Genomic DNA, 21369 nt, shown 5'->3' on the forward strand with positions numbered 1-21369 from the left:
TCAGCCCGGAGATCTTAAAGGGCTGTCCAGGGTGGTCGTCGGAGCGGGTCCTCTCCAGTTACACAGCGTTGCCGATCCAACGCAGCAGATTGCCTCGCTCGCCGAGGACGAAGGCGTGCTCCCCTTCCAGAACGATGCGGGTGAAATTGCTCGGTTGGCGGTCTCCGACTGGGTCGATCTCCCAGTTGTCGCCGTCGTCATGACTGACCAGAAGGGTGCCGTTGCCTCCGCCGGCCCAGATGTCCCCTTTTTCATCCCATGCCATGTCCAAATAGCCGTAACCATTGGTGATCGGAATGATGGGCTTGCTCCAGCTTTCAAGATCGCCGGGATCATCGTTGAAACGGATCTGAGCACCACGAGCCACCATCCAGAGATTTCCGTCAGGTTGGTATCCAATGCTCTGCAGTCGCTGGCTGCTGACGCGTTGATGCACCTGCCACACAGCATCGCCAGGTTCCCAGGTGGCATAGAAATTGCCGAGGCTGCTCACACTCACGTAGCTGCCGTCTTCGCTGCGGCGCAGATCACGCACGGCTCCAGCGGCATCGGTCACCCTCGCCTCCCAGCTTCCACCCCCGTCATGGGTCTCGTAGACAGCTCCGACATTGGTAGCCAGTTCTGCGGTGTTGGAGCTCAGGGCAGTGATCAGATACGGCTCACCGGGCAGCTTCGTGTCGAGGAACAGACGAGTCCAGTTCTGACCGCCATCGGTGCTGTGCATCAGCAGGCCGGGTTGTCCAGCGATCCACCCTTCCTGACCCTTGAAATCAATGCTGATGAGCCGAAAGTTTTCTTCGTCCGGTAGGTCGAGGCTGCGTTCGTTCCAGCTCCGGCCTGCGTCATCAGTTTCCTGAATCATCCGGTTGCTGCCGACCAGAAAGCCGTGGTTCGCATCAGTGAAAGCCACATCCAGAGGATTGGCCTGGGTCTTCAGGATCTGGGCCTCCCAGGGACTGGCGGCGGCGATGGGCAGTTTCGTGGTGACGCAGCCGCTGAGGCTGACGCCGAGCACCATCACGAGCACCAGATTGACGATCGAGGACAGCAGTCTGTTCATGGCTGAGCTGGTCAACGGAGGGAATAAAGCGACAGGAAGAAGGCAAAGGCCAGAGCCAGACTTCCGAAAATCAGAACGTTCTTCTGACCCGGTGTCAGCCGGTTCACGCCGAGGCCGTAATTGAGGTTCTCCTCAAAGCCACTGGCTTTGGCACGGGGACCGATATCGCGAAAGGCCGGAACCCTGCTGCGACAAACCGGGCAGCGGAAGCTCAGGGGATCAAGGTCCTCAAAAGCCGTGCCGGCAGCGATTCCGACCTTTTTGACACCTTCATCGGGGTCGTAGACGTAGCCGCAACTGCGGCACTCATAACGGTGGGTGCGTGGATCGCTCTCGGGTTCCGCTGCGGCAGCTGCCTCCGCTGCGATCTCGGGCGAGGCGCTCGTGTCCTCAACGGACTGAATCTCGTCGCTCACCGCAGTGATGTCATGCCAAATGACTCTATCGGCGTCACCTGCAGTCAGTGAGTGCCAGACTGCCCAACGATGATGGGGACGCCCATGTTCGCCCTGCCCGGTTACGACGCCTTTCTTGGCTTTCTTCTAATCGCCGCTGCCGTTCCGGCGCTGGCGCTGATCACCAACAAACTGCTGGCTCCCAGGAGCCGAGCCGGTGAGCGTCAGCTCACGTACGAATCAGGCATGGAACCGATCGGTGGGGCCTGGATTCAGTTCAACATCCGCTACTACATGTTTGCCCTGGTCTTCGTCATCTTTGACGTGGAGACCGTTTTTCTCTATCCATGGGCCGTCGCGTTTCATCGATTGGGGCTTCTGGCCTTCATCGAAGCGCTGATTTTCATCGCCATCCTGCTAGTGGCTCTGGCCTACGCCTGGCGCAAGGGTGCCCTCGAGTGGAGCTGAGCCATGACTGAACCTTCAACCCCTTCCATCACAGCAGTCCGCGATCTGCGGGAAACGACCTGTGGTCCTGTCGGTGCCCCGCAGGTCACAACAGATCTCAGCGAGAACGTCATCCTCACGAGTCTGGATGATCTGCACAACTGGGCCCGTCTGAGCAGCCTCTGGCCGCTGCTTTACGGAACGGCCTGTTGCTTCATTGAGTTTGCAGCCCTGATTGGTTCCCGCTTCGATTTCGACCGGTTTGGATTGGTGCCCAGAAGCTCACCGAGACAGGCTGATCTGCTGATCGTGGCAGGCACGGTCACCATGAAAATGGCCCCTGCCCTCGTGCGTCTCTACGAGCAGATGCCAGAGCCGAAATACGTGATCGCCATGGGTGCATGCACGATCACCGGTGGCATGTTCAGTGCCGACTCAACAACAGCGGTGCGGGGAGTCGACAAATTGATCCCTGTTGATCTATACCTGCCGGGATGCCCACCCAGGCCTGAGTCGATCTTCGATGCCGTGATCAAGCTCCGCAAGAAAGTGGGCAACGATTCCATCGCCGAGCGTTATCAGCATCAGCAGACGCATCGTTACTTCACGGTGTCGCACCAGATGAAACGGGTCGAGCCAGCTGTGACCGGCGAGTACCTGCGGGCGGATTCACAACGCGAGGCTCTGGCTGCAGCTCCCGGCCAGGCTCTGAAGACGGATGCGGCCGTTCTCACCCCTGCTGCTGAACCAGTTGAGTCATGACTGAATCCCCAGCAAAGACCCCTGATCCAGACAACGACTCCAGTGCTGTCGTTGCCTCCGAGCCTGGTGCGGTGAGCCAGTGGCTGAGTCAGCAGGGCTTCGAGCATGCTTCGCTCGACTCAGATCACGTCGGCGTGGAGCAGGTCGGTGTGGACGCTCCGATGTTGCCCATCATTGCGGCGGCACTGAAAGCCAATGGCTTCGACTATCTGCAGGTGCAGGGTGGATACGACGAAGGTCCAGGCAAACAGCTTGTCTGCTTCTACCACTTCCTGGCCATGGCTGAGCAGGTTGATGCTTTGGCGAAGTCCTCTGACGTCAAGCTCCGCGAAGTTCGTCTGAAGGTGTTCCTCGACCGAGAAGGCAAACCAACCCTTCCATCCATTTATGGTCTGTTCCGTGGTGCGGACTGGCAGGAACGTGAGACGTTCGACATGTACGGCATCCAGTTCGAGGGTCATCCACATCCAAAGCGCCTCCTGATGCCGGAAGACTGGAAGGGATGGCCACTGCGCAAGGATTACATCCAACCGGACTTTTACGAGCTTCAGGACGCCTACTGATCGCGCCCGCTCGCATCGCGACGATGTTTTCGGTAAAAACGCATCACAGCCAAGGCCAGGCTTCGTGGGTCATGGCGAAGCGTTGCTGTGGGTCTCGCTCCCTGCAACGGTGCCTGCATGACGTCGTACCCATCCTGACGCAGGCTGTCGAGATTGCAGATCACCGGGTCAGCGCCCCGGGATCGGTAGTGGTCCACCAGGGGTGATGATCCGAGATCATCCTGAGCCAGAACAGCCGTGAACAAACGGCGGCTGATGCCGATGCTGGCGAGTTGAGCCTCGATCGCCCGCAGATGTCCGCTGACATCAAGGCCGTCCGTCTCTCCCGGTTGGGTCATCAGATTGCAGATGTAGAGCCTCGGGGCGCGACTGGCCTGGATGGCTGACACAAGCTCTGGAACCAGAAGGTTGGGCAGCAGGGAGGTGTACAGACTGCCCGGCCCGAGCAGGATCAGATCGGCATTGGCGATGGCTTCGAGAGCTCTCGGAAGGGCTGGTGGACGCTCCGGCAGGCAGCCAAGGCGCACGATCGGGCTCGGGGCCTTGCCGATATTGCTTTCGCCCTCGATGCGATCTCCGTTTTCCAGTTCCGCCCAGAGGCGCACATCAACGTTGGTGGCGGGAACAACCTGGCCTTGAACCGCCAGCACTCGACTGGAGGCAGTAATGGCCGTTTCCAGGTTGCCGGTGATCGCCGTCAGGGCGGAGAGGAACAGGTTTCCAAAGCTGTGTCCCTCGAGACCACTGCCAGCGGAGAAGCGGTACTGAAACAGGCGCGTCAGCAGGGGTTCTTCCGTCGAAAGAGCGGCGAGGCAGTTGCGGATGTCTCCCGGCGGCAGTACGCCCAACTCTCTGCGAAGCACCCCGCTGCTGCCGCCGTCATCGGCCACGGTGACGATCGCGGTGATGTGACTGCTGTACCGCTTCAGCCCGCTCAGCAGGGTCGACAGACCTGTGCCGCCGCCGATCGCGACAATGCTGGGTCCGCGGTTGAGACGGCTCTTGGCGCGCAGCGCGTCCACCAGGATCGTGTCCTTGTCTGGGACAAGGGCGCGCTGAATCGACCCGAAGCTGCGGCTCTGGCCCCAGAGCAGAAGACCGATGCCCAACAGCACCACAAGGGGACCGGTGATCTCCCTTGGCAGCACCGCGGTGATGAAGCTGAGAAACCAGCTCAGGGTTTCCAGGATCCAGTAGATGGGCTTCAGATCTGCCCAGACCGCTGCTCCAAGCAGGGCCATGAGCAGGCCAAGGCCTGAGGTGAGTACCCAGCGCTTCACCACGAGACCGGGCTGCAGCCAGCGCACGGCGCGGCGGGAGCGCGTCAGCAGATCGCGCCGCCGCTGGTCTCTCAGCGCCTTGGCTTGTCGTTTTCTGCTCTGCGTGGTCACAGGCGCCAAGAAGCGTGAAGGCAGGGCGTCGCCTGAACTGTACGGAGATTGTCGACTCGAGCCAGGATGTGGCCCAAATGACGCGTCCCGCTGTGACCGAGTCCCAACCGGTGGTCGAGATGTGCGACCTAACGATGCAGTGGGGGTCGCGGCGTGTTCTGGACGCCGTCAACCTGGCGATGCAGCCCGGAGAGCGACTGGCGGTGGTGGGGCCATCTGGAGCCGGAAAATCCACGGTGCTGAGACTGCTGGCCGGGCTGCAGATGCCCACGGAGGGAGAACTGCGCCTGTTTGGAAAGCGTCAGAGTTATCTGCGCCTTGACCAGGACAATCCCCCCGACGTGCGCCTGGTGTTTCAGAACCCCGCCTTGCTGGCGTCGCTCACGGTCGGTGAAAACGTTGGTTTTCTGCTCCGCAAAAAGGGTGGATTGTCCGATCAGGAGATCGCTGAACGCGTCGAGGCCTGCCTGGAGGAAGTGGGCCTTTTTGATGTGGCGGATCAGTATCCGGGGGAGCTGAGTGGCGGGATGCAGAAACGTGTGAGTTTTGCCCGGGCTCTGATCGACGATCCGCAGCGCAGCGATCAGACCATGCCGTTGTTGCTGTACGACGAACCCACGGCCGGACTGGACCCCGTGGCGTCCACTAGAATTGAGGATCTGATTGTGAAAACCACCACCGTGGCCAGGGGCTGCTCTGTGGTAGTCAGCCATGTGCGCAGCACAATCGAGCGCTCGGCTGAGCGGGTGGTGATGGTTTATGGAGGTCACTTCCAGTGGCAGGGCTCGGTGGAGGAGTTCCGCAGTTCGGACAACCCGTTTGTTGAACAGTTCAGGACCGGTAGCCTGCGCGGACCGATGCAGCCTGCGCACTGATTGCCGATGAGACGCAGTGTCCGTGATGCCATCGTCGGTTTCTCAGTCATCGGCGCCATCGTTGGCTTCGCGGCAACGGTGGCCTGGATGCGGGGCGTTCGTCTTGGTGCGAGTGAGTGGAAAATCACGGCCCAGTTCTCCGATGCATCCGGACTGGCCGAGCGCTCACCGGTCACCTACAGGGGGATCCTTGTCGGATCGGTGAAGTCGATCCGTGTGACCCCCGGCGCCGTGGTGGCTGACCTGGAGATCAGCCAGGGAGATCTCAGGTTGCCGATGCCCGTGACCGCCACGGTTGCTCCGGGTTCACTGTTGGGCGGGGATGCTCAGGTGTCTTTGGTGAGCGAGGGTGCAGCGCTGCCGAAGGATGCTCCGATGCCACGTTCTGGACAGTGCAACCCAGCAAAACAGCTTTGCGACGGTGGCACGATCCGTGGCTTGCAGGCCCCCAGCATCGCCACCGTGACCAGAACGCTTCAGCAGCTGCTATCTGAAGCCGAAAAGGCCAGGTTGGTGCCAGCTCTGGCCCAATCCACCCGCCAGTTTGAAGACACGGCGAAGGACGCTTCAGAGTTTCTGGCCAATGCCGACCTCACGACCAAGGAAATTGATGTGCTCGTGAAGCAACTTCAGACGGAGATTGCAAAAGCTGAGCCGATGATTTCCAATCTCAATGCCGCCACGACCAATGCTGTGAAGGCATCGGCCCACGTGAACAACATCGTGGCGTCTCTGGACAACCCGGCCACCTTGAATGAGTTACGTCAGACCGCTTACAACGCCAGCCAGCTCACTGCCAAGATCGATGCAGTTGGCGGCGATGTCGAGAAGTTGACCTCAGACCCGGAATTCATGAAGGGTTTGCGCAACGTCACCATCGGACTTGGTGAGTTGTTTTCGGAGATTTATCCCGCCGAGACCAATTAGGGCCGTTACTGATTCAAATTCCTCATCAAATCATGCTGATGGCGTCCATCGCCACGGCTGCAATGGCCTGATCGCTGGCTTTGGGAAGTTGTACGTATCTTCCGCCGGCGGCCTCAGCCAGATCCTTGCCCATACCGCTGCCGATGAATTTCCGCTCTGTGTCAATCACCAGCAATTTGATGCCCAGCATGCGGTAGCGCCTCGCGACATCCAGAACTTCCTGCTTGAGGTCGGGTTTGTCCTCGCCCTCCAGCTCCGGCTGACCCAGGGAGGTGCTGAGTGGAACGTTGCCGCGCCCATCGGTGATCGCCACGACAACCACCTGGCTGAGATCTCCTGTGGCCAGTGCATTGGCGCCGACGCGGGCCGCCTGGGTCAGGCCATGGGCCAGCGGTGAGCCGCCACCACAGGGCATCGACTCCAGGCGCCTGCGGGCGGCGGTGATCGAGCGCGTGGGAGGCAGCAGCACCTCGGCCTGATCACCGCGGAACGGGATCAGGGCCACCTCGTCCCTGTTTTCGTAGGCCTCCGTAAGCAGACGGATCACAGCACCCTTGGCGCTTTGCATTCGATTCAGTGCCATCGATCCGCTGGCATCCACCAGGAACACCACCAGCGCTCCGGCCTTGCGCTGCAGCAACTTCGCTCGCAGGTCACTCTCCTCCACGATCACCGTCCGTTCCGGTTGCCGTTCGCGGCGCACCTTCTGGTGTGGTGCGGCGGCCCGCAGTGTGGCGTCCACGGCAATGCGCCTGACGGGCCCTCGGGGCAGCATCGGTTTGACGTAACGGCCGCGGCTGTCGCTCATCACCATCGATCGGCTGCCGCTGCTTCCGCTCTTGCTTTTTGCAGCGTTGAACAGCAACAGGTCCGGGTCGATGGCCACGGCCTCGGGGTCGAGCATGAATTCCTCCGGGATCGAAGGAGGCGACTGGTCTTCAGGGGTGTCCTCCTCATCGTTGTCCGGCTCGTCATCGCTGTCATCACGGTCCTCCGGCGGCTCCTGCTCGTCCTCCGGCGGCGTTTCGCCTTCCGGCGGTGGAGGGGGTTCCTGATCCTGCGGTGGGGGTGGCTCCATCTGCTGATCCGGAGGTGGCAGCTGGGAAGCGCGGGGAGCGATCACCAGGGCCACAGCGACCTGGAGGTCGTCAGCTTCGACTCGATCACGGCCGCTGAGCGCGGCATTGGCGCGAGCGACCCGCACGGCGTAGAGCTCCGAGCGGTGACCTTCCACGCCACCACGGATGGCTTCGTTGACGAGGTACTGGATCTGCTCGCGACTGATCTTCACATCCGGCAGCCATTGGCGCGCGAGCAGCAACTGGGTGGCCAGGGCGTCGGTCTCCTCCGCCCAGGTCTCCGCGAAGGTGCGGCTGCACTGGCCATGGTTCAACACGGCATTGGTGATCTCCACGCGCTGCTCGGTTGTTACCAACTGGTTGGCGGAGAGGGCGATGGCGAAGCGATCGAGGAGGTGATCGCGCACGTTGCCTTCCTCCGGGTTGTACGTCGCAATCAGCAAGGGGCGACAGGGATGGCTGAGGCTGAGTCCCTCCCGTTCCACCCGGTTTTCGCCGCTTCCCACAGCTGCGAGCATCAGGTTGACGATGCCGTCGTCAAGCAGGTTGAGCTCATCGACATAGAGCACGCCACGGTGGGCATCGGCCAGCAGGCCCGGTTGGAAGACCGAACTGCCGCTGGCCAGTGAGGCGGCCACATCAACGGCGCCCACCAGGCGATCCTCTGTGCTGCCGAGAGGGATCTGAACAAAGGGCGCCGGGATGACCTTGGAGGGGGCTTCCCCGCTGATCTGTGCACGGGTGGCCGGGTCCCATTCCTCGGGCGTCTGGGGATCGAGATTGCGTCCCACGCTGCTGGTCACATCCAGGATGTCGATCGGTGGCAGCAAGGCGTGCAGACCACGAGCGAGGACGGACTTGCCGGTCCCGCGCCCACCGGCGATCACCACCCCGCCGAGGCCTGGGTCGACGGCGGCCAGGAGGAGGGCGAGTTTCAAGGTGCCGTGGCCGGTGATCGCGGCCAGCGGGAAAGCACGGGTTGCCCGGTCGTCCGTTGCCGCTACACCGCTTGCCACCATGGACGCGTTCAGCCCGACTGTGCCGGTCAGTCTCGCCGATGCCCCTTGCAGACGATGCAGCGTTGCAGGAACCGTTGGCGGTGGCTCTGGGGGCCAACCAGGCCAGTGCAGCTGGTGAGCCGCGGGAGACGCTTGCCGCTGTACGTCCACGTCTGGAGGAGCAACTGATCGCCTGGGCTGATCAGCCGTTGCAGTTCCACTGGTCAACATTGCTGACCACCGACCCGGTTGGGCCTGTGGATCAGCCTTGTTATCTCAATGGTGTGGTGTTGGTGAACAACATCGCCAGACAGCCTTCAGAAGCGTGGGCGTTACAGCTTCTGGAGCGTCTCCACGCGCTGGAGCGTCAATTCGGCCGTGATCGTGAGCGGGAACAGCGCTGGGGGCCACGAACCCTGGATCTCGACCTGCTGTTCTGGGGGGAATTGCGGTTGGAGACCGCTCGACTGGTCTTGCCCCATCCGAGGTTGCACCTGAGAACTTTTGTCCTGGAACCGTTGTTGGAGGCGATGCAAGGGCCTCACCCGCCATGCTGGTAGCCCTTCAGCCTGTTCCCCATGGCGCCGCTGCCGTCACAGGAGCCCTACGCGTTGCTGGATGCCGTTGATGCGCTTGATGCGGGCAAGATTCGCTTCGAGCGCAACCGGATCAAGTTGCCGATGGGCGTTGAAGGCACCTTCGGGATCATTCGCCATCCAGGGGCATCCCTGGCTGTGCCGATCACCGATGACGGCCAGGTGGTGGTGCTGCGCCAATACCGTTTCGCCGTGCAGGCGCGGTTGCTCGAATTCCCTGCGGGCACCCTTGAGGAGGGTGAGGACCCTTTGGATTCGATGAAGCGCGAGCTCGGAGAGGAAGCGGGCTACAGCGCTGCCCGTTGGGATGCTCTTGGTCCAATGCTGCCCTGCCCTGGGTATTCCGATGAGGTGATCCACTGCTTCCTGGCGCGCAAACTCACCCCCCTGGAGAACCCGCCGGCGGGAGATGACGATGAAGACCTCGAGGTGTTGCTGATGACCCCAGAGGATCTCGACGCATGTCTGGCGTCTGGCGATGAATGGCTGGATGGCAAGAGCATCACGGCCTGGTACCGCGCCAAACAGCTGCTGGGTCTGGCATGACGACGCCCCGTGTTCTGTTCTGGCACCGCCGTGATCTGCGTCTGGCGGACAACCTTGGTCTTGCGGCTGCAGTGGACATCAGCCCTGCAGTCACCGGCGTTTACGTGTTGGATCCTCAGGTCATCACCCCGCCTGAGCATCTGCCGCCAATGGCACCGGCTCGCCTGTGGTTTCTGGTTGAAAGCCTGATCGAGCTTCGGCAGCGCTGGCGCGAGGCCGGCAGTCGTCTGCTGATTCTTGAAGGTGATCCGGTGGCGGTGTTGCCGAAGGTGGCAGAGCGCATCGGCGCGGAAGCAGTGTTGTGGAACCGCGATGTGGAGCCCTACGCCCGCGAGAGGGATCGCCAGGTGGCCAAACGTCTTCAAGCCGACGGTCGCCAGGTCGTTGTGGACTGGGACCAGTTGCTGATTGCGCCGGAATTGCTCAAGACCGGTGGCGGCGATCCATACCGGGTGTACGGCCCATTCCTGCGGAACTGGCGCGCTCAGGTGCAGTCCAGGCAACCAATCTGCGCTGATGCTCCCTCCGGCCTGTTGGATTTGGATCCGGAGCATGTGCCCTCGGGCGATCCTCTGGTCGCGCTGCGCGAGTCCCATGGTTTTCAAGGCACCGATCTCTGCCCCTGTCGTCCCGGCGAGGCAGCTGCGGCCCAACAACTGCAGACGTTCTCCGATGCTGCTCTCTCTCGCTATGAGCCCGATCGCAACTTTCCAGGCGTTGTGGGGACGTCGTATCTGAGTGCGGCTTTAAGCGTCGGCACACTGAGCCCACGCCAGGCCTGGGTGGCCGCCCGTGAGGCCCGTGAACAAGCGCGCAGTGATGAGCAGTTGTCAGCGATCGGGGTCTGGGAGCAGGAGCTGGGTTGGCGTGAGTTCTACCAGCAGGCGCTTTTTCATTTCCCCGAGCTGGCGGAGGGTCCTTACCGCGAACAGTGGCGACGTTTTCCCTGGGAGAACAACGAAGAGTGGTTTGCCTTCTGGAAAGAAGGGCAGACCGGGATGCCGATCATTGATGCCGCCATGCGTCAGCTGAATCAGAGCGGCTGGATGCACAACCGTTGCCGAATGATCGTGGCGTCGTTCCTGGTGAAGGATCTGATCTGCGACTGGCGCTGGGGCGAGCGTGCCTTTATGGAACTGGAAGTGGATGGCGACTTGGCCGCAAACAACGGTGGCTGGCAGTGGAGCGCGAGCAGCGGCATGGATCCCAAACCTCTGCGAATTTTCAACCCTGCCACCCAGGCCTCCAAATTTGATGCCGAAGGGGACTACATCCGCCGCTGGGTCCCTGAGTTGAAGCACGTGAACACGAAGGATCTCCTCAGCGGTGACATCGGTGCTCTGGAACGTCGTGGTTACCCCGAGCCTTTGATTGATCACAAGCGTCAGCAGGCGAAATTCAAGGAGCTGTACGCATTGATTAGATGAAGTGATAGCAATCCATAGGAACTCAGCTGAACAATTCAGGTTGATACGAAAAAAGATCGGGAAGTTTTAAATTTTTTATGATGCTGTTTAGGTCGCTATTTTCCGTTGAAATCAACAGATCATTGTTGTGTTGAGTAATCAAAATATTAGAAGGAGATTCGATATGTAAGTGATCTTCCTCGCGGATGCGGAAGTCTAAAACTGTATTATTCCCTGTTGAAAGTATAAATTCATCGGCTCCCGAATGTCCCCGAAGTGTATTATTTCCTTGGCTTGCAATCAACACATCGTCTCCGCTGCCTCCGCCGAGTCTGTCGTTTCCATTACCGCCTTTTAGCGTATCGTCGCCTGTACCACCTTTGAGAAGATTGTTCCCATAAATGGGGCTAGTTGATTGAGTATTTGCCTTAGCCAAAAGTAAGTCATTACCGCGCCTGCCTCTGATCGTATCGTCACCTTTTTGTCCAATCAGAGTATCTTTTCCTTTCTTTCCATTCAGTTTATCGTCGCCTGAACCTCCTTTTAGGTTGTCGGCACCCAGCCCGCCATTAAGGGTGTCATTTTGAAATCCACCAAATATCAAATCGTTGCCGGGATCTCCGACAAGCACGTCGAAGCCACTGTTGCCACGAATGGTGTCATCATCGCCTCCTCCGATCAATGTGTCATCTCCCTTGCCAAGATTAAATTGTTGTTTTTGTTCGTCAGCAATTATATAATTGCTCCTTCGGCCAGCTGATATTGAAGTCTCTCCAAGGATCACGGAAAATGCGATGTTTTTGATTTGTAGCTTGTTCCCGGTTGGCAGTAAACGCATGTCAAGAATAAGAGCTTCAGATTCAGGATCATCATCATCTGCAATATTTCCCGTGATAATGATAGGTTGATTAAGTTCTTCAGACTTGCTTTGTGGAGTAATGGTTCGAATGTTTAATCTTGTCGTCTCTGGTAGCTTGCTCAAGTAAGATTCCACGGCTTTTAAATTCACGGACATTGGTTGATCGGCGCGCTCTGTTGTGGAGCTGGTGATGGTGAAGATTGCATTGTTAGGGGACTGTGACGACGCAGGCCCCTCAGAAGTAACGCTTACAGAGGGAGGAAGCGTTGCTGTGACAATCGTATTATTGTTAAAGCTTTGTAGAATCGTTGCAATACCAGGCTGGCTTGTCGATGTGTTGGTGATGACAAGTGATGATATTTCAGAATTAGGTTTCTTCTTCGTAGAAGATTTGATAACAATGTTTTCACTATCGGTTGTATTTAGTTCAAATTGATTGACGCCATTTTTCGATGTCGACGGCGTCGATGTTGGCGGCTGTTGGGCGGATGCTGATGGAGTGGGAGTTGGAGTTGGCGTAGGAGCTGGCTTGGGGGTTGGCGTTGCAGCTGGAGTTGCGACAGGAGACGGTGAGGGGTCTGGAAACGGTGACGGCCCCGGCGATGGCGATGGCGATGGTGATGGCGCCGGAACATTGGAGACGGTGATGGCATTACCGGTGAGATCGGCGATGTCGGTGCTGCTGTCAGCGCCTGGTGCCCAGTCATCAGCAGCGGCGATGTTGTAGGTGGTGCCTTGGGTTGAGGCGGTGCCGTTCTTGTTGAGCAGGGAATCGAGGTTGCTCTGGTCGGTGCTGTTGAGGGTGATGCTGGCGGCTGTCGCCGATGTCAGTTCAACGTCGGAAGTTGTGAGGGTGTAGGTGCTGCCGGAGCCACCGGTGATGGTGAGCTTGGAGACATCGATGTCGTTGCTTGCGCCGGGGTAGGCGGGCAGGTTGCTGCCGGTGAGGGCAAGAACACCGCTGGAATCGTCGTAGGTAGCGGAGCTGAGGCTTGGCGCGGCGACGTTGGAGACGGTGATGGCATTGCCGGTGCTGTCTGCTGGTGAGGAACTGGCGCCTGGATTCCAGTTCAGAGCAGCAGCGATGTTGTAGGTGGTGCCGGCGCCGGAGGAGGTGCCGTCTTTATTGAGCAGACCAGCGAGTTGGAGTTGATCAGCGGCATTGAGGGTGATGGAGAAGGCGGTGGCTGAGGTGAGTTCAACGTCATCTGAGGTGAGGGTGTAGGTGTTGCTGCCTTCTCCAGTGAGGGTGAGCTTGGAGACGTCGATGTCGTTATCAGAACCTGAATTAGCGGCGAGATTGGCGCCGGTGACGGCGAGGGCACCGGAGGAGGCGTCGTAGGTAGCCGATGTGAGTGATGGTTGAGAAACGAGAGATGATGTCCAGCTGCCATTGGCACCCATCGCGGCTACAAAGGCGTCACTATTCCCTGGACTTGTTAGATCAGAACTTCCAAAACTTGCGGTTCCATTAATGTCACCAGCGATGATGGAACTTCCGTCAAGTTTGGCGTCCAATTTGATGCTATAATCACTACTAGTGCCACCAGCTTTTGTAGCCCACAAGAACGTACCATCTGCATCTAATTTGGCAACAAAAATGTCATTTGATCCAGCACTGCTGAGCGTTGTACTTCCAAACGTTGCGGTTCCCTGAAACCGGCCGCTTATCAGGGAGCTGCCATCACTGAGGGTCGTTATGCTCTGACCGAGTTCAGCACTGGTGCCACTGGCTTGGCTAACCCAGACAAAATCACCGTTAGCATCGATTTTGGCGACAAAAATGTCATCAGACGATCCCTCGCTAGTGAGTGCATTACTTCCGAAATTGACACTACCTTTGAACTTACCCGTGATCAGTGAACTGCCATCGCTCAATGCACCAACGCCATATCCATAGACGCTGTCGGCGCTACAACAATTTTGTTCACCAGCTTTTGTTGCCCAGACAAAATCACCATCTGCATCGAGCTTGGCAATGAATGCACTGCTGCTGCCACGCTCCTGAAGTGTGTCTGAACCAAAGGTTGCTCCTGAAGCAAAATCACCGGTAATGATGGAACTTCCATCGGATAGTGCAATAATGTCTTTGCTATGGTCGTGACCACCTCCACCAGCTTTTGTGGCCCAAACGTAATCACCGTCTGCATCTAATTTGGCAATAAAGATCTCTCTATTGCCTGTCGATGTTAGAGATGTAGAGCCGAATGTTGCCGTTCCGCTGAAGCTACCTGTAATGATGCTGCTGCCATCGCTTAATGTTGTAATGGCTGCAGGCTCGTCACTCTGTGTTCCACCCGCTTGTGTCACCCACAGGTAATTTCCGTTTGAATCAAGCTTCGCAACAAAGGCGTCGTTGTAATTCGTTGGATTGGTCGTAAGCGAGGTGCCTCCAAACGTGGCCGTTCCGCTCCACAGTCCCGTCATGATGGAACTGCCATCAGACAAGACATTGACGTCTGAAACTCGAACGGAGCTGCTACCTCCTACTTTTGTTGCCCAGGCAAAGCTACCGTCCGCATTTAGTTTTGCTGTGAAGCCATCGGCATCGTTCGTTGAGTCAAGGCTGATTGAGTCGCCAAAGTTCGCGGTTCCAAAAAACATCCCACATAACAACGAACTTCCGTCATCGAATAGATCGATGGAGAAAGCCTGCGTGCGATTAGATCCTCCTGCGCGTTGTGGAAATGACATGGGGATGTCTGCGATGCTTATCGGCTTCGGAATCTCATCTCGACTTCAGTCGCCATGCGTTGTCTGCAACTCTGCAGGCAGTGATGCCTGGCGATATTCAGCTTGTACGAGGCAAGCTCCACTGATGCTGAAAGGCAATTGATTGCTGATTCGTAGTCTATTGTCGGAAATTTTTAGCCTCAATGTGTCCAGGAGCGCATCGATCAACCAATCGGACGCAACCCGCTCATTCTTGATTCTATTTTCGGTGTTCTACGACACTATCTATGGTTGGTTTGTTCGCTTCACGCTGCCCAGGGATCGCTGCTGCGGACTCGGCCTCACGCGCTGTAAAGCGAGTTCGCTGAGCCTGTGGCCAATCAGCATGCGTTGCCCACGAGCCTTGGCGCCGCCAGTAGCGGTTGATTTCTTTTCAAAGATTCGAGCTTTTTAAATGTTGTTTCACAAATCTACGATGATTGTCGGTCGGATCATAAATATCAGTTGAATGATGAAAAAGCAGGTGGTCTTCGTAAGAGTGTTATGCGGTGATGAAATGAATGGCTTCTGACGACAGCTCGGGTTTGTTCTCCAGAATGGCAAACATCCCACCGTTTCCAAATCGAGGGTTCTCACCGTTTTGGTTGTAAATAAGCTGTCCTTGTGGTTCGAAATAGATCACGTCATTGTCCTGTCTGGCAAGCTTTTTGAGTTGTTTTTTCTTGGAGGCAGTAGCGAATGTTGGATCTGAATCAAGCCCCTTAAGTCGTTTGGCTCCAAGCCAGAGTCGGTCTCCTTCATTGATGTCGAAGTCTTTGATTGTGTCAGCCCCTCGCTTGCCGAATGGATCCTTTTGAGCGAACAGAAAGTGATCTGCTCCTTTTCCTCCTGTGAGAACGTCAGAACCTTTCCCTGCCCAGATCAGATCATTCTTCTTCGTTCCTTTGATTCTGTTGGATTGCTTGCCTTTTGATTGGATGATTGTTCTGTTGTCCAGATTCAATGATCCAAGGGTTTTGATGGGTTGACTTTGATGATGGCTTGCCATCTGATCAGCCCCTCCAGCAAGTTGTGCTTCCGGTCGCCGAGCGGGGGACTTTTTGATTGGCGTAACCTTGAATCGATTGGTGGCGTTGATGGATCCTCCGTAGCCATCTGCAACGGCATAAGTCAGCCTGATGGTGCCGTTGAATGTGACGTCAGGAGTGAAGATCCACGACCGATTGCCGGTCTGCTCGATCGCACCGCTTGATACTGAGAGATTGGTGATGAAGAGTTGGTCCCCATCGGGATCGGAATATCCCTGAAGCAATGCATCTTCTCTGATGATGGTTGACGAGTTCTCTTTCCCATCCGTGAGAGATGCTCGATTACCAGTTAACGATGGCTTGTCGTTGACAGGAGCAACCGTAAAGGATTGACTGGCGTCTAAAGAACCCCCAAAGCCATCCTCAACGGAATAGGAAAGGCTCACAGTTCCATTGACATTTTTTGCGGGTTTGAATGTCCAGGATTGATTGCGGTTGTCTGACAGCACTCCATTGGATGCTGAGAGGTTTGAAATAGAGAGGTCGTCTCCGTTGGGGTCTGAGTATCCCTGCAGTAACTCAGCTTCAGTCAGGATGTAGGCAGAATCTTCCTGTCCTTCCGAAAGAATCGCTCTCTTCCCCGTTTGTGCAGGTGGTGCATTGGTTGGCAAGTTGTCATCTTCCCTTCCCCAGATTCTTTGAAGGGCTTCAATGTCTGCGTCTGAGAAGAAAAAGTCCCAGCCATCGGGACTGATGTTGTACGACATGACGCTATCGTCCGTTGTCCATCGACTGTTGAAAGGATCTTCATTGGGATGGGATAAACCCAGTGCATGACCAATTTCATGGGTGATCGTATTGGCATCGAAACTGTCATTCGATCCAGATGCGTTCCCCTTCAAGGAATCCTGTGCGATGTCTTTCCACAGGAGATGCCATCCAGAGCTGACGTTGACGACTTGCCCAACAGTGTCGCTTGACCATGCTTTCCAATCGTCAACGGAGATGATCATGAGATCAGATTCCTCCGGATTGGATGTGGCCTTGAAGTCAAGGTCTATCAGAGGATCAAGCTGAGTGAAAATGTTATTGATAAACTGGATCGAATCGTCTTGATGTTGGATCGTCTGAAGTTCTTGGTCAAGATACTGAATATTTGTTGACACGTTAAAGATGTAATAGTTGAACGTTTCCTGGCCGTTTAAATATCCCTTTGTGATGTCTCCGAAAGCGCTGCTGATCAACAGTGAGGGGTCGATCGATGCTGATTGTTTATTCCCTCTGGGATATGTCGTCCCGCTTACGAGCCAGGGCTCCTTGGCCGAGATTTTGTTCTGGCAAGCCAGGCAGCCGCAGGTTTTGATGTGATATCGAAGCTCTGAACTGTCAGCCGTTAATTGAGTTTCGTCGTCATTATTGATGATGTTTCTGTTGGCAGTCTGGCTTGCATTGAGTACAGCGTCGCTCAGTGAGCCGACATGCATCAATGACGATGCATGCTTCTCAAAAGAAGACATTTGATTGTTTTATATCTTGCCCCCAGTCTTTTTGATGTGCCTTGTTGTTTTCTCTTCTTTCGGGTGATGATTGTCTAGGGTTTAACCCTTAAACAGCTGAATCTTTCTCATGATCAGTTCATGAATTTCTCACAGACAGCCGGTCTCTCAGAGCACTGGAATCGTGGGTTCGAATCCGATGAGCCGTCCCGCAACACAGTCCCTTTCGTCGGACTCTTTGCACTTTTCAGAGTGATCTTTGATGAGTGACTGGTGAGTCCAGCTTGATGAGGTTCTTCGTCCTGTTCAGGAATGCTGGAATCGAATTTCTTTAATCAACACATCTGAGCGTGTTGATTGATTGTCGACCATGCCAGCGTGCAACTCCGTAACGTCCATGCGCCGCTGGTTGTGGCAGTGAGTTCCGGACCCTTATGCCGCCATCGTTGCCTGAGTGGCCTGGACACTGCCGCTCAGCAACTGCTGGAGGGCGGACGCGACATGCTGTTGTTCGAGCTCGCTCAACTCGGGGAAGATCGGCAAACTCAGCACCTGGGTGCAAAGGCGTTCGGTCGTTGGCATTGATCCCGCTTCAAGGTTGAGATGCGCGTAAGCGGGTTGACGGTGAATGGGAATCGGGTAGTAGATGATCGTGCTGACACCCTGATCTTGCAGGCACTGTTTCAACCAGTCGCGGCAACAGCTGTCCGGCAGTCCATGACGGCTGCTGATCGCTGAGGTACTGCATTGTGACTGGCAGAGCGACTCGCCTTTGGTGCAGCTGCTGACACGAACCACGAACTGGTTCCAGCTGTGCCCGTCTTCATCGGAGGGGAGGGTGATGCCCGGCAGGTTCGCCAGGAGCTCCATGTAGCGCTCAGCCAGTGCTCTGCGTTGATCGATCCATTCGCCGAGCAGCGGCAGCTTGACATTAAGAACAGCAGCCTGAAGAGCGTCGAGGCGGCTGTTGTAGCCCAGTGCAGTGTGCAGGTATCGCTGGGGCATTCCATGCACGGCCAATTCGCGCATGGTCTGTGCCAAGCCATCGTCATCGGTGGTGATCGCTCCGGCGTCCCCTGCGGCTCCGAGGTTCTTGGTGGGAAAAAAGCTGAAACACCCCACATCGCCGAAGCTGCCGACGGCCTGGTCCCGCCATGTGGCTCCGGTGGCCTGGGCACAGTCCTCGATCACCCGCAGCCCATGGGCGGAAGCGATGGCCATCACCCTGGTCATGTCGACAGGTCGACCGAACAGGTGCACCGGGATCAGAGCCTTGGTGGCTGGCGTGATCGCTGCTTCGATCTGATCGAGATTGATCAGGTAGGTGTCGGGGTCCGCATCAACAAAGACCGGCTCGGCGCCGACAGAGCTGATCGCTTCCGCAGTGGCGAAGAAACTGAAGGCACAGGTGATCACTTGATCGCCTGGTCCGATGCCGAGTGCACGCAGCGCGAGGATCAGAGCGTCGGTGCCGCTGTTACAGCCCACGGCGTGACGGGTCCCGACGTTGTCGGCAAACGCTTGCTCAAAACTCTGAATTTTGGCTCCGCCGATGTATTGCCCGCTGCGCAACACGTCTAAAACGGCCTGCTCAAGGTCTGAGCCCAGATCGTTGATCTGCTGGCTGAGGCTGAAAGGAGGCACCTGCATGGCCGCCACCTTAATCCGATCCATTCGGTGTCGTTCAGCCGAACCAGCTCGGCTCCCGGCCGGGATGCCATTTCACGTTGCATCCCACTGAGGCGATCTGCTGAGGATTGACGTGGCGATCGTTGAGGACGGCGTCGATCGCGTGGCGCAGGTCAGCGCCATTCAGGGGTTGGTCGTTGCCGGGTCGGCTGCCATCGAGCTGGCCCCGATAGCGCAGGACGTGCTGACGGTTCTTGTCTTGAGAGAACAGATAAAACTCTGGTGTGCAGGCGGCCTGAAGCGCTTTGGCCAGGGTCTGCTCCTGATCCATCAGGTATGGAAACCGCCAGCCATGACGTTCGGCCTGATCCGCCAGTTGATCGGCACCATCCTGGGGGTGCGTGATCAGGCTGTTGCTGCTCAAGGCCACCATCTGAATGGTCTTTCCATGGTCCTGTTCGAGGCGTGTGAGCTCCGCTTCGATGTGTTTCACAAACGGGCAGTGTGAGCAGATCACCATCAGAAGAACCGGCCGATCATCCAGTTCGCTGCTGGCCAGGTGACCACCTGTTGCTGTGGGCAGGGAGAAGACAGGCAGAGCCGTCTCCAGCGGAAGCATCGTGGAGGGAGTCAGCGCCATGGTTCCGATGCAGGAACGGGAAGTCCCTATCAGGATGGCCGTGCAGGCAAGCGATCGAGATGTCCATGCCGATGCCAGGGCAGTCACCGTCAGCCTGGGCGTTCGTGGCGTTGCTGTTCATCGGCGGTTGCGCGGCAAAAACGCCCAGTCCGGCTCCCTGGAGCGTGTTCCCTCTGCCGCGCAGTGCACCCCATGACGGACTGGCCGTGGTGAGCCAGCCGGATGGCTATGGCCTGCACATTTTTCTGGAGACCGACACCGCAGATCCCGAGGTGTGCAAGCCGCGTTGGATTCCTGATCCGGCTCGACTCTTCAATGGTCGTGGCACAGCTCCATTCAGTTCAGGGCTGGCATCGCGCCAGGAATTTTTCGAGGCGATGCGGCGGCAAAATATTCTGGAGGCAGCGGAGAAGGAGCTTGAGCTGCTGTGTGCGGCCCGGGCGCCGGAGGCTCGCTGGCAATGGCTCGATCCACCGAAGTCTGAGGCCGAAGTGGATCCCGTTCAGCTGCCCGCACTTGAGGGAGCAGAACTTCTCACCAATCCAAACGAGGAACTGAAACGCCAGAAAGCCTTGCTGGGGGAGAACACCAATACGGATGGCCAGGCCGAGCCCTAGCTGCAGAAGGCTGCCCAGACAACCGGTTCCGCCTCGCGCCAGTAGCGGCTGAAACGGCCGAGCCGTGGCGGCCGAGGCAAGTCGACAAAGGGCTCGCCATCAAGGATCCAGAGGGGCACAGTCCGATCGATGGCGGCGGCGATTCGATTCAGGCGTGGATCAACAGCTCCACTGGTGACGACGCCATCAGCGCCGTGGCGCTGGGCAAAGGCCAGCACTTCCTCCACTACATCACCTTTGCGGATGGTGACGGGCAACTCCAGACAACACTCGTAAAGAAAGCCGAGCCGCTTGCGGCTGATCCGTTCATTTTTGATCCAGGCCTGATCGAACACGAACACAGCCGGGCTGTCGGGCCAGTCCTCGAGAGCGGGATTGCCGGGGCCAAGAGCTTCCTCGTGCACCCACACGATGGGATGACTGAGATTCATCGCTGGCCTCGCGTCCGGTTGTTGTGGCTCTTTGCCCTGCTGCTGCGGTTGCCGGAGCGTCTCATCGGAACATCACGCACGCTCGTTTGCACCGCAAACAGCTGGTTCTCCAGTTGCGCGTAGCTTCCCTCAAGGGGGCAGTGGTCAGCGCTGGGGCAGGTCTTGCAGAAGCGTCCGTCGCTGTACCGCTCCAGGTTGTCTCTGTTGAAGAAATAAGGCTTGTGGCTGAAGGTGCTAGCGACCCATTGCCAGCTGAGGTGGTTGCTGGCGGGATCACCATCCAGCAGGTGTTCAAGGAACCAGTTCGCCCCTGCTGTCCAGTGCACCCGGCGCCAGTGCACCAACCAGGCCGCCAGCCACATGCGGGCGTGATTGTGCAGCCAGCCGGTGTTCACCAGTTCGTCGCGGAAGCCATCCATGCAGGCCAATCCGGTGCAGCCATCACGAACGTCTGAGGGAAGCTCCCTCGCGTAGCTGGCGCCGTCATGCCCTGTTTTGAAGTCTTCCTGGTCCTCATGGATGCGATCCCCCAGGTCATGCCACATCCGCTGCCAGAAATCCCGCCAGCCCAGTTCGTTGATCAATTTGCCGCCCTCTTCACGGCTGCGGATGCGATGGAACACGGCGTCTCGCACCTCAGCCAGCGTCAGCACGCCGTGGCGGATGTAGGGAGACAGCCCCGTCACAGCACCATTGAGGTGGTTCCGGCTTCTGGCGTAGCGCTTGGCATCCACACGCTTGAGCGCCTTGTCTGCGGCTTGACGTCCACCCTGGATGTGGCTGATGCGTCCTTCAGCCTCAGGGAAAACGTCTGCCAGCAGCTGATCGAGGTTGTCGCGTGAGGCGAACTTTCGAGGCAGATCGCCGCTGATCGGGGTTGATGGGGCGGTGGTCACCGGCTTTCGGCAGCAACGGTGCCGAGATCTTGGCGAGTGATGGGGGAGAATCGCG

19 protein-coding genes are annotated in these 21369 nt (G+C 57.7%); 9 read left to right on the forward strand and 10 right to left on the reverse strand.

All coding sequences use genetic code 11. The features are described 5' to 3' along the window. Window positions 1–58 precede the first annotated feature (58 nt). Both KR100_RS02205 and KR100_RS02210 read right to left on the reverse strand, forming a co-directional pair. A complete protein-coding gene (locus KR100_RS02205) occupies window positions 59–1060 on the reverse strand; it encodes a photosynthesis system II assembly factor Ycf48 (RefSeq protein WP_038542847.1) in 1002 nt (333 codons plus the stop codon). An 11-nt stretch (window positions 1061–1071) separates the two neighbouring features. Next, complete coding sequence (locus tag KR100_RS02210; RefSeq protein WP_038542849.1) at window positions 1072–1476, reverse strand: rubredoxin; 405 nt, start codon at window positions 1474–1476, stop codon at window positions 1072–1074. Window positions 1477–1560: 84 nt separating this feature from the next. Between KR100_RS02210 and KR100_RS02215 the strand changes: the two genes are divergently transcribed. Genes KR100_RS02215 through KR100_RS02225 form a run of 3 tightly spaced genes read left to right on the forward strand, consistent with a single transcriptional unit; the run spans window position 1561 to window position 3227 of the window. Further along, on the forward strand, window positions 1561–1923 hold the full coding sequence (locus KR100_RS02215; protein ID WP_038542851.1) for an NAD(P)H-quinone oxidoreductase subunit 3: 363 nt from the start codon (window positions 1561–1563) through the stop codon (window positions 1921–1923). A 3-nt stretch (window positions 1924–1926) separates the two neighbouring features. After that, window positions 1927–2664, forward strand: coding sequence for an NADH-quinone oxidoreductase subunit NuoB (gene nuoB / locus KR100_RS02220; protein WP_038542853.1), 738 nt, complete (start codon window positions 1927–1929; stop codon window positions 2662–2664). Beyond that, window positions 2661–3227 (forward strand): NAD(P)H-quinone oxidoreductase subunit J, encoded by a 567-nt coding sequence (locus KR100_RS02225; protein WP_038542855.1) that lies wholly within the window; start codon window positions 2661–2663, stop codon window positions 3225–3227. The genes nuoB and KR100_RS02225 overlap by 4 nt, the downstream gene beginning before the upstream one ends. Here the strand turns inward: KR100_RS02225 and yvcK are convergent. Further along, window positions 3221–4618, reverse strand: coding sequence for a gluconeogenesis factor YvcK family protein (gene yvcK / locus KR100_RS02230; RefSeq protein WP_239420436.1), 1398 nt, complete (start codon window positions 4616–4618; stop codon window positions 3221–3223). The two genes, KR100_RS02225 and yvcK, sit on opposite strands and share 7 nt — an antisense overlap. 77 nt (window positions 4619–4695) lie before the next feature. Between yvcK and KR100_RS02235 the strand changes: the two genes are divergently transcribed. Both KR100_RS02235 and KR100_RS02240 read left to right on the forward strand, forming a co-directional pair. Further along, on the forward strand, window positions 4696–5493 hold the full coding sequence (locus tag KR100_RS02235) for an ABC transporter ATP-binding protein (RefSeq protein ID WP_239420378.1): 798 nt from the start codon (window positions 4696–4698) through the stop codon (window positions 5491–5493). A 6-nt stretch (window positions 5494–5499) separates the two neighbouring features. Continuing rightward, window positions 5500–6420 carry an MlaD family protein gene (locus KR100_RS02240; protein ID WP_204207761.1) on the forward strand — a complete coding sequence of 307 codons (921 nt, stop codon included), beginning with the start codon at window positions 5500–5502 and terminating at the stop codon, window positions 6418–6420. A 25-nt stretch (window positions 6421–6445) separates the two neighbouring features. Here KR100_RS02240 and KR100_RS02245 read toward each other — a convergent pair whose 3' ends face one another. Next, a complete protein-coding gene (locus KR100_RS02245) occupies window positions 6446–8518 on the reverse strand; it encodes a putative cobaltochelatase (RefSeq protein ID WP_038542858.1) in 2073 nt (690 codons plus the stop codon). A 38-nt stretch (window positions 8519–8556) separates the two neighbouring features. On the opposite strand from KR100_RS02245, the gene folK reads away from it, so the two are divergent. The 3 genes from folK to KR100_RS02260 are packed head-to-tail and all read left to right on the forward strand — an operon-like array spanning window position 8557 to window position 11066. Further along, the gene (folK, locus tag KR100_RS02250) at window positions 8557–9057 is read left to right on the forward strand and encodes a 2-amino-4-hydroxy-6-hydroxymethyldihydropteridine diphosphokinase (RefSeq protein WP_038542860.1); all 501 of its coding nucleotides are present in this window, start codon (window positions 8557–8559) and stop codon (window positions 9055–9057) included. Between the two features lie 18 nt (window positions 9058–9075). Next, on the forward strand, window positions 9076–9639 hold the full coding sequence (locus KR100_RS02255) for an NUDIX hydrolase (protein WP_038542862.1): 564 nt from the start codon (window positions 9076–9078) through the stop codon (window positions 9637–9639). Next, complete coding sequence (locus tag KR100_RS02260; RefSeq protein WP_038542864.1) at window positions 9636–11066, forward strand: FAD-binding domain-containing protein; 1431 nt, start codon at window positions 9636–9638, stop codon at window positions 11064–11066. Before KR100_RS02255 ends, KR100_RS02260 begins: the two co-directional genes overlap by 4 nt. A 22-nt stretch (window positions 11067–11088) precedes the next feature. On the opposite strand, the gene KR100_RS15560 is transcribed toward KR100_RS02260, so the two are convergent. The 4 genes from KR100_RS15560 to KR100_RS02280 form a co-directional block, all read right to left on the reverse strand. After that, a complete protein-coding gene (locus KR100_RS15560) occupies window positions 11089–14598 on the reverse strand; it encodes a calcium-binding protein (protein WP_156097879.1) in 3510 nt (1169 codons plus the stop codon). 520 nt (window positions 14599–15118) lie between these two features. After that, entirely contained in the window at window positions 15119–17122 is a 2004-nt protein-coding gene (locus tag KR100_RS02270) for a cadherin-like domain-containing protein (protein WP_081858844.1), read from the reverse strand. A gap of 411 nt (window positions 17123–17533) precedes the next feature. Beyond that, window positions 17534–18751: a DegT/DnrJ/EryC1/StrS aminotransferase family protein gene (locus KR100_RS02275; RefSeq protein WP_038547679.1), complete on the reverse strand. Its 1218-nt coding sequence runs from the start codon at window positions 18749–18751 to the stop codon at window positions 17534–17536. 34 nt (window positions 18752–18785) lie between these two features. Further along, window positions 18786–19370: a thioredoxin family protein gene (locus KR100_RS02280; protein ID WP_051847280.1), complete on the reverse strand. Its 585-nt coding sequence runs from the start codon at window positions 19368–19370 to the stop codon at window positions 18786–18788. Between the two features lie 65 nt (window positions 19371–19435). On the opposite strand from KR100_RS02280, the gene KR100_RS02285 reads away from it, so the two are divergent. Beyond that, the gene (locus KR100_RS02285; protein ID WP_051847591.1) at window positions 19436–19987 is read left to right on the forward strand and encodes a hypothetical protein; all 552 of its coding nucleotides are present in this window, start codon (window positions 19436–19438) and stop codon (window positions 19985–19987) included. Here the strand turns inward: KR100_RS02285 and KR100_RS02290 are convergent. Continuing rightward, window positions 19984–20418, reverse strand: coding sequence for a DNA polymerase (locus tag KR100_RS02290; RefSeq protein WP_038542870.1), 435 nt, complete (start codon window positions 20416–20418; stop codon window positions 19984–19986). The two genes, KR100_RS02285 and KR100_RS02290, sit on opposite strands and share 4 nt — an antisense overlap. After that, window positions 20415–21314 (reverse strand): FAD-binding domain-containing protein, encoded by a 900-nt coding sequence (locus KR100_RS02295; protein ID WP_038542872.1) that lies wholly within the window; start codon window positions 21312–21314, stop codon window positions 20415–20417. The genes KR100_RS02290 and KR100_RS02295 overlap by 4 nt, the downstream gene beginning before the upstream one ends. Between the last annotated feature and the right edge of the window lie 55 nt (window positions 21315–21369).

Origin of the sequence: Synechococcus sp. KORDI-100 (assembly GCF_000737535.1) — a bacterium.
GTDB lineage: Bacteria > Cyanobacteriota > Cyanobacteriia > PCC-6307 > Cyanobiaceae > Parasynechococcus.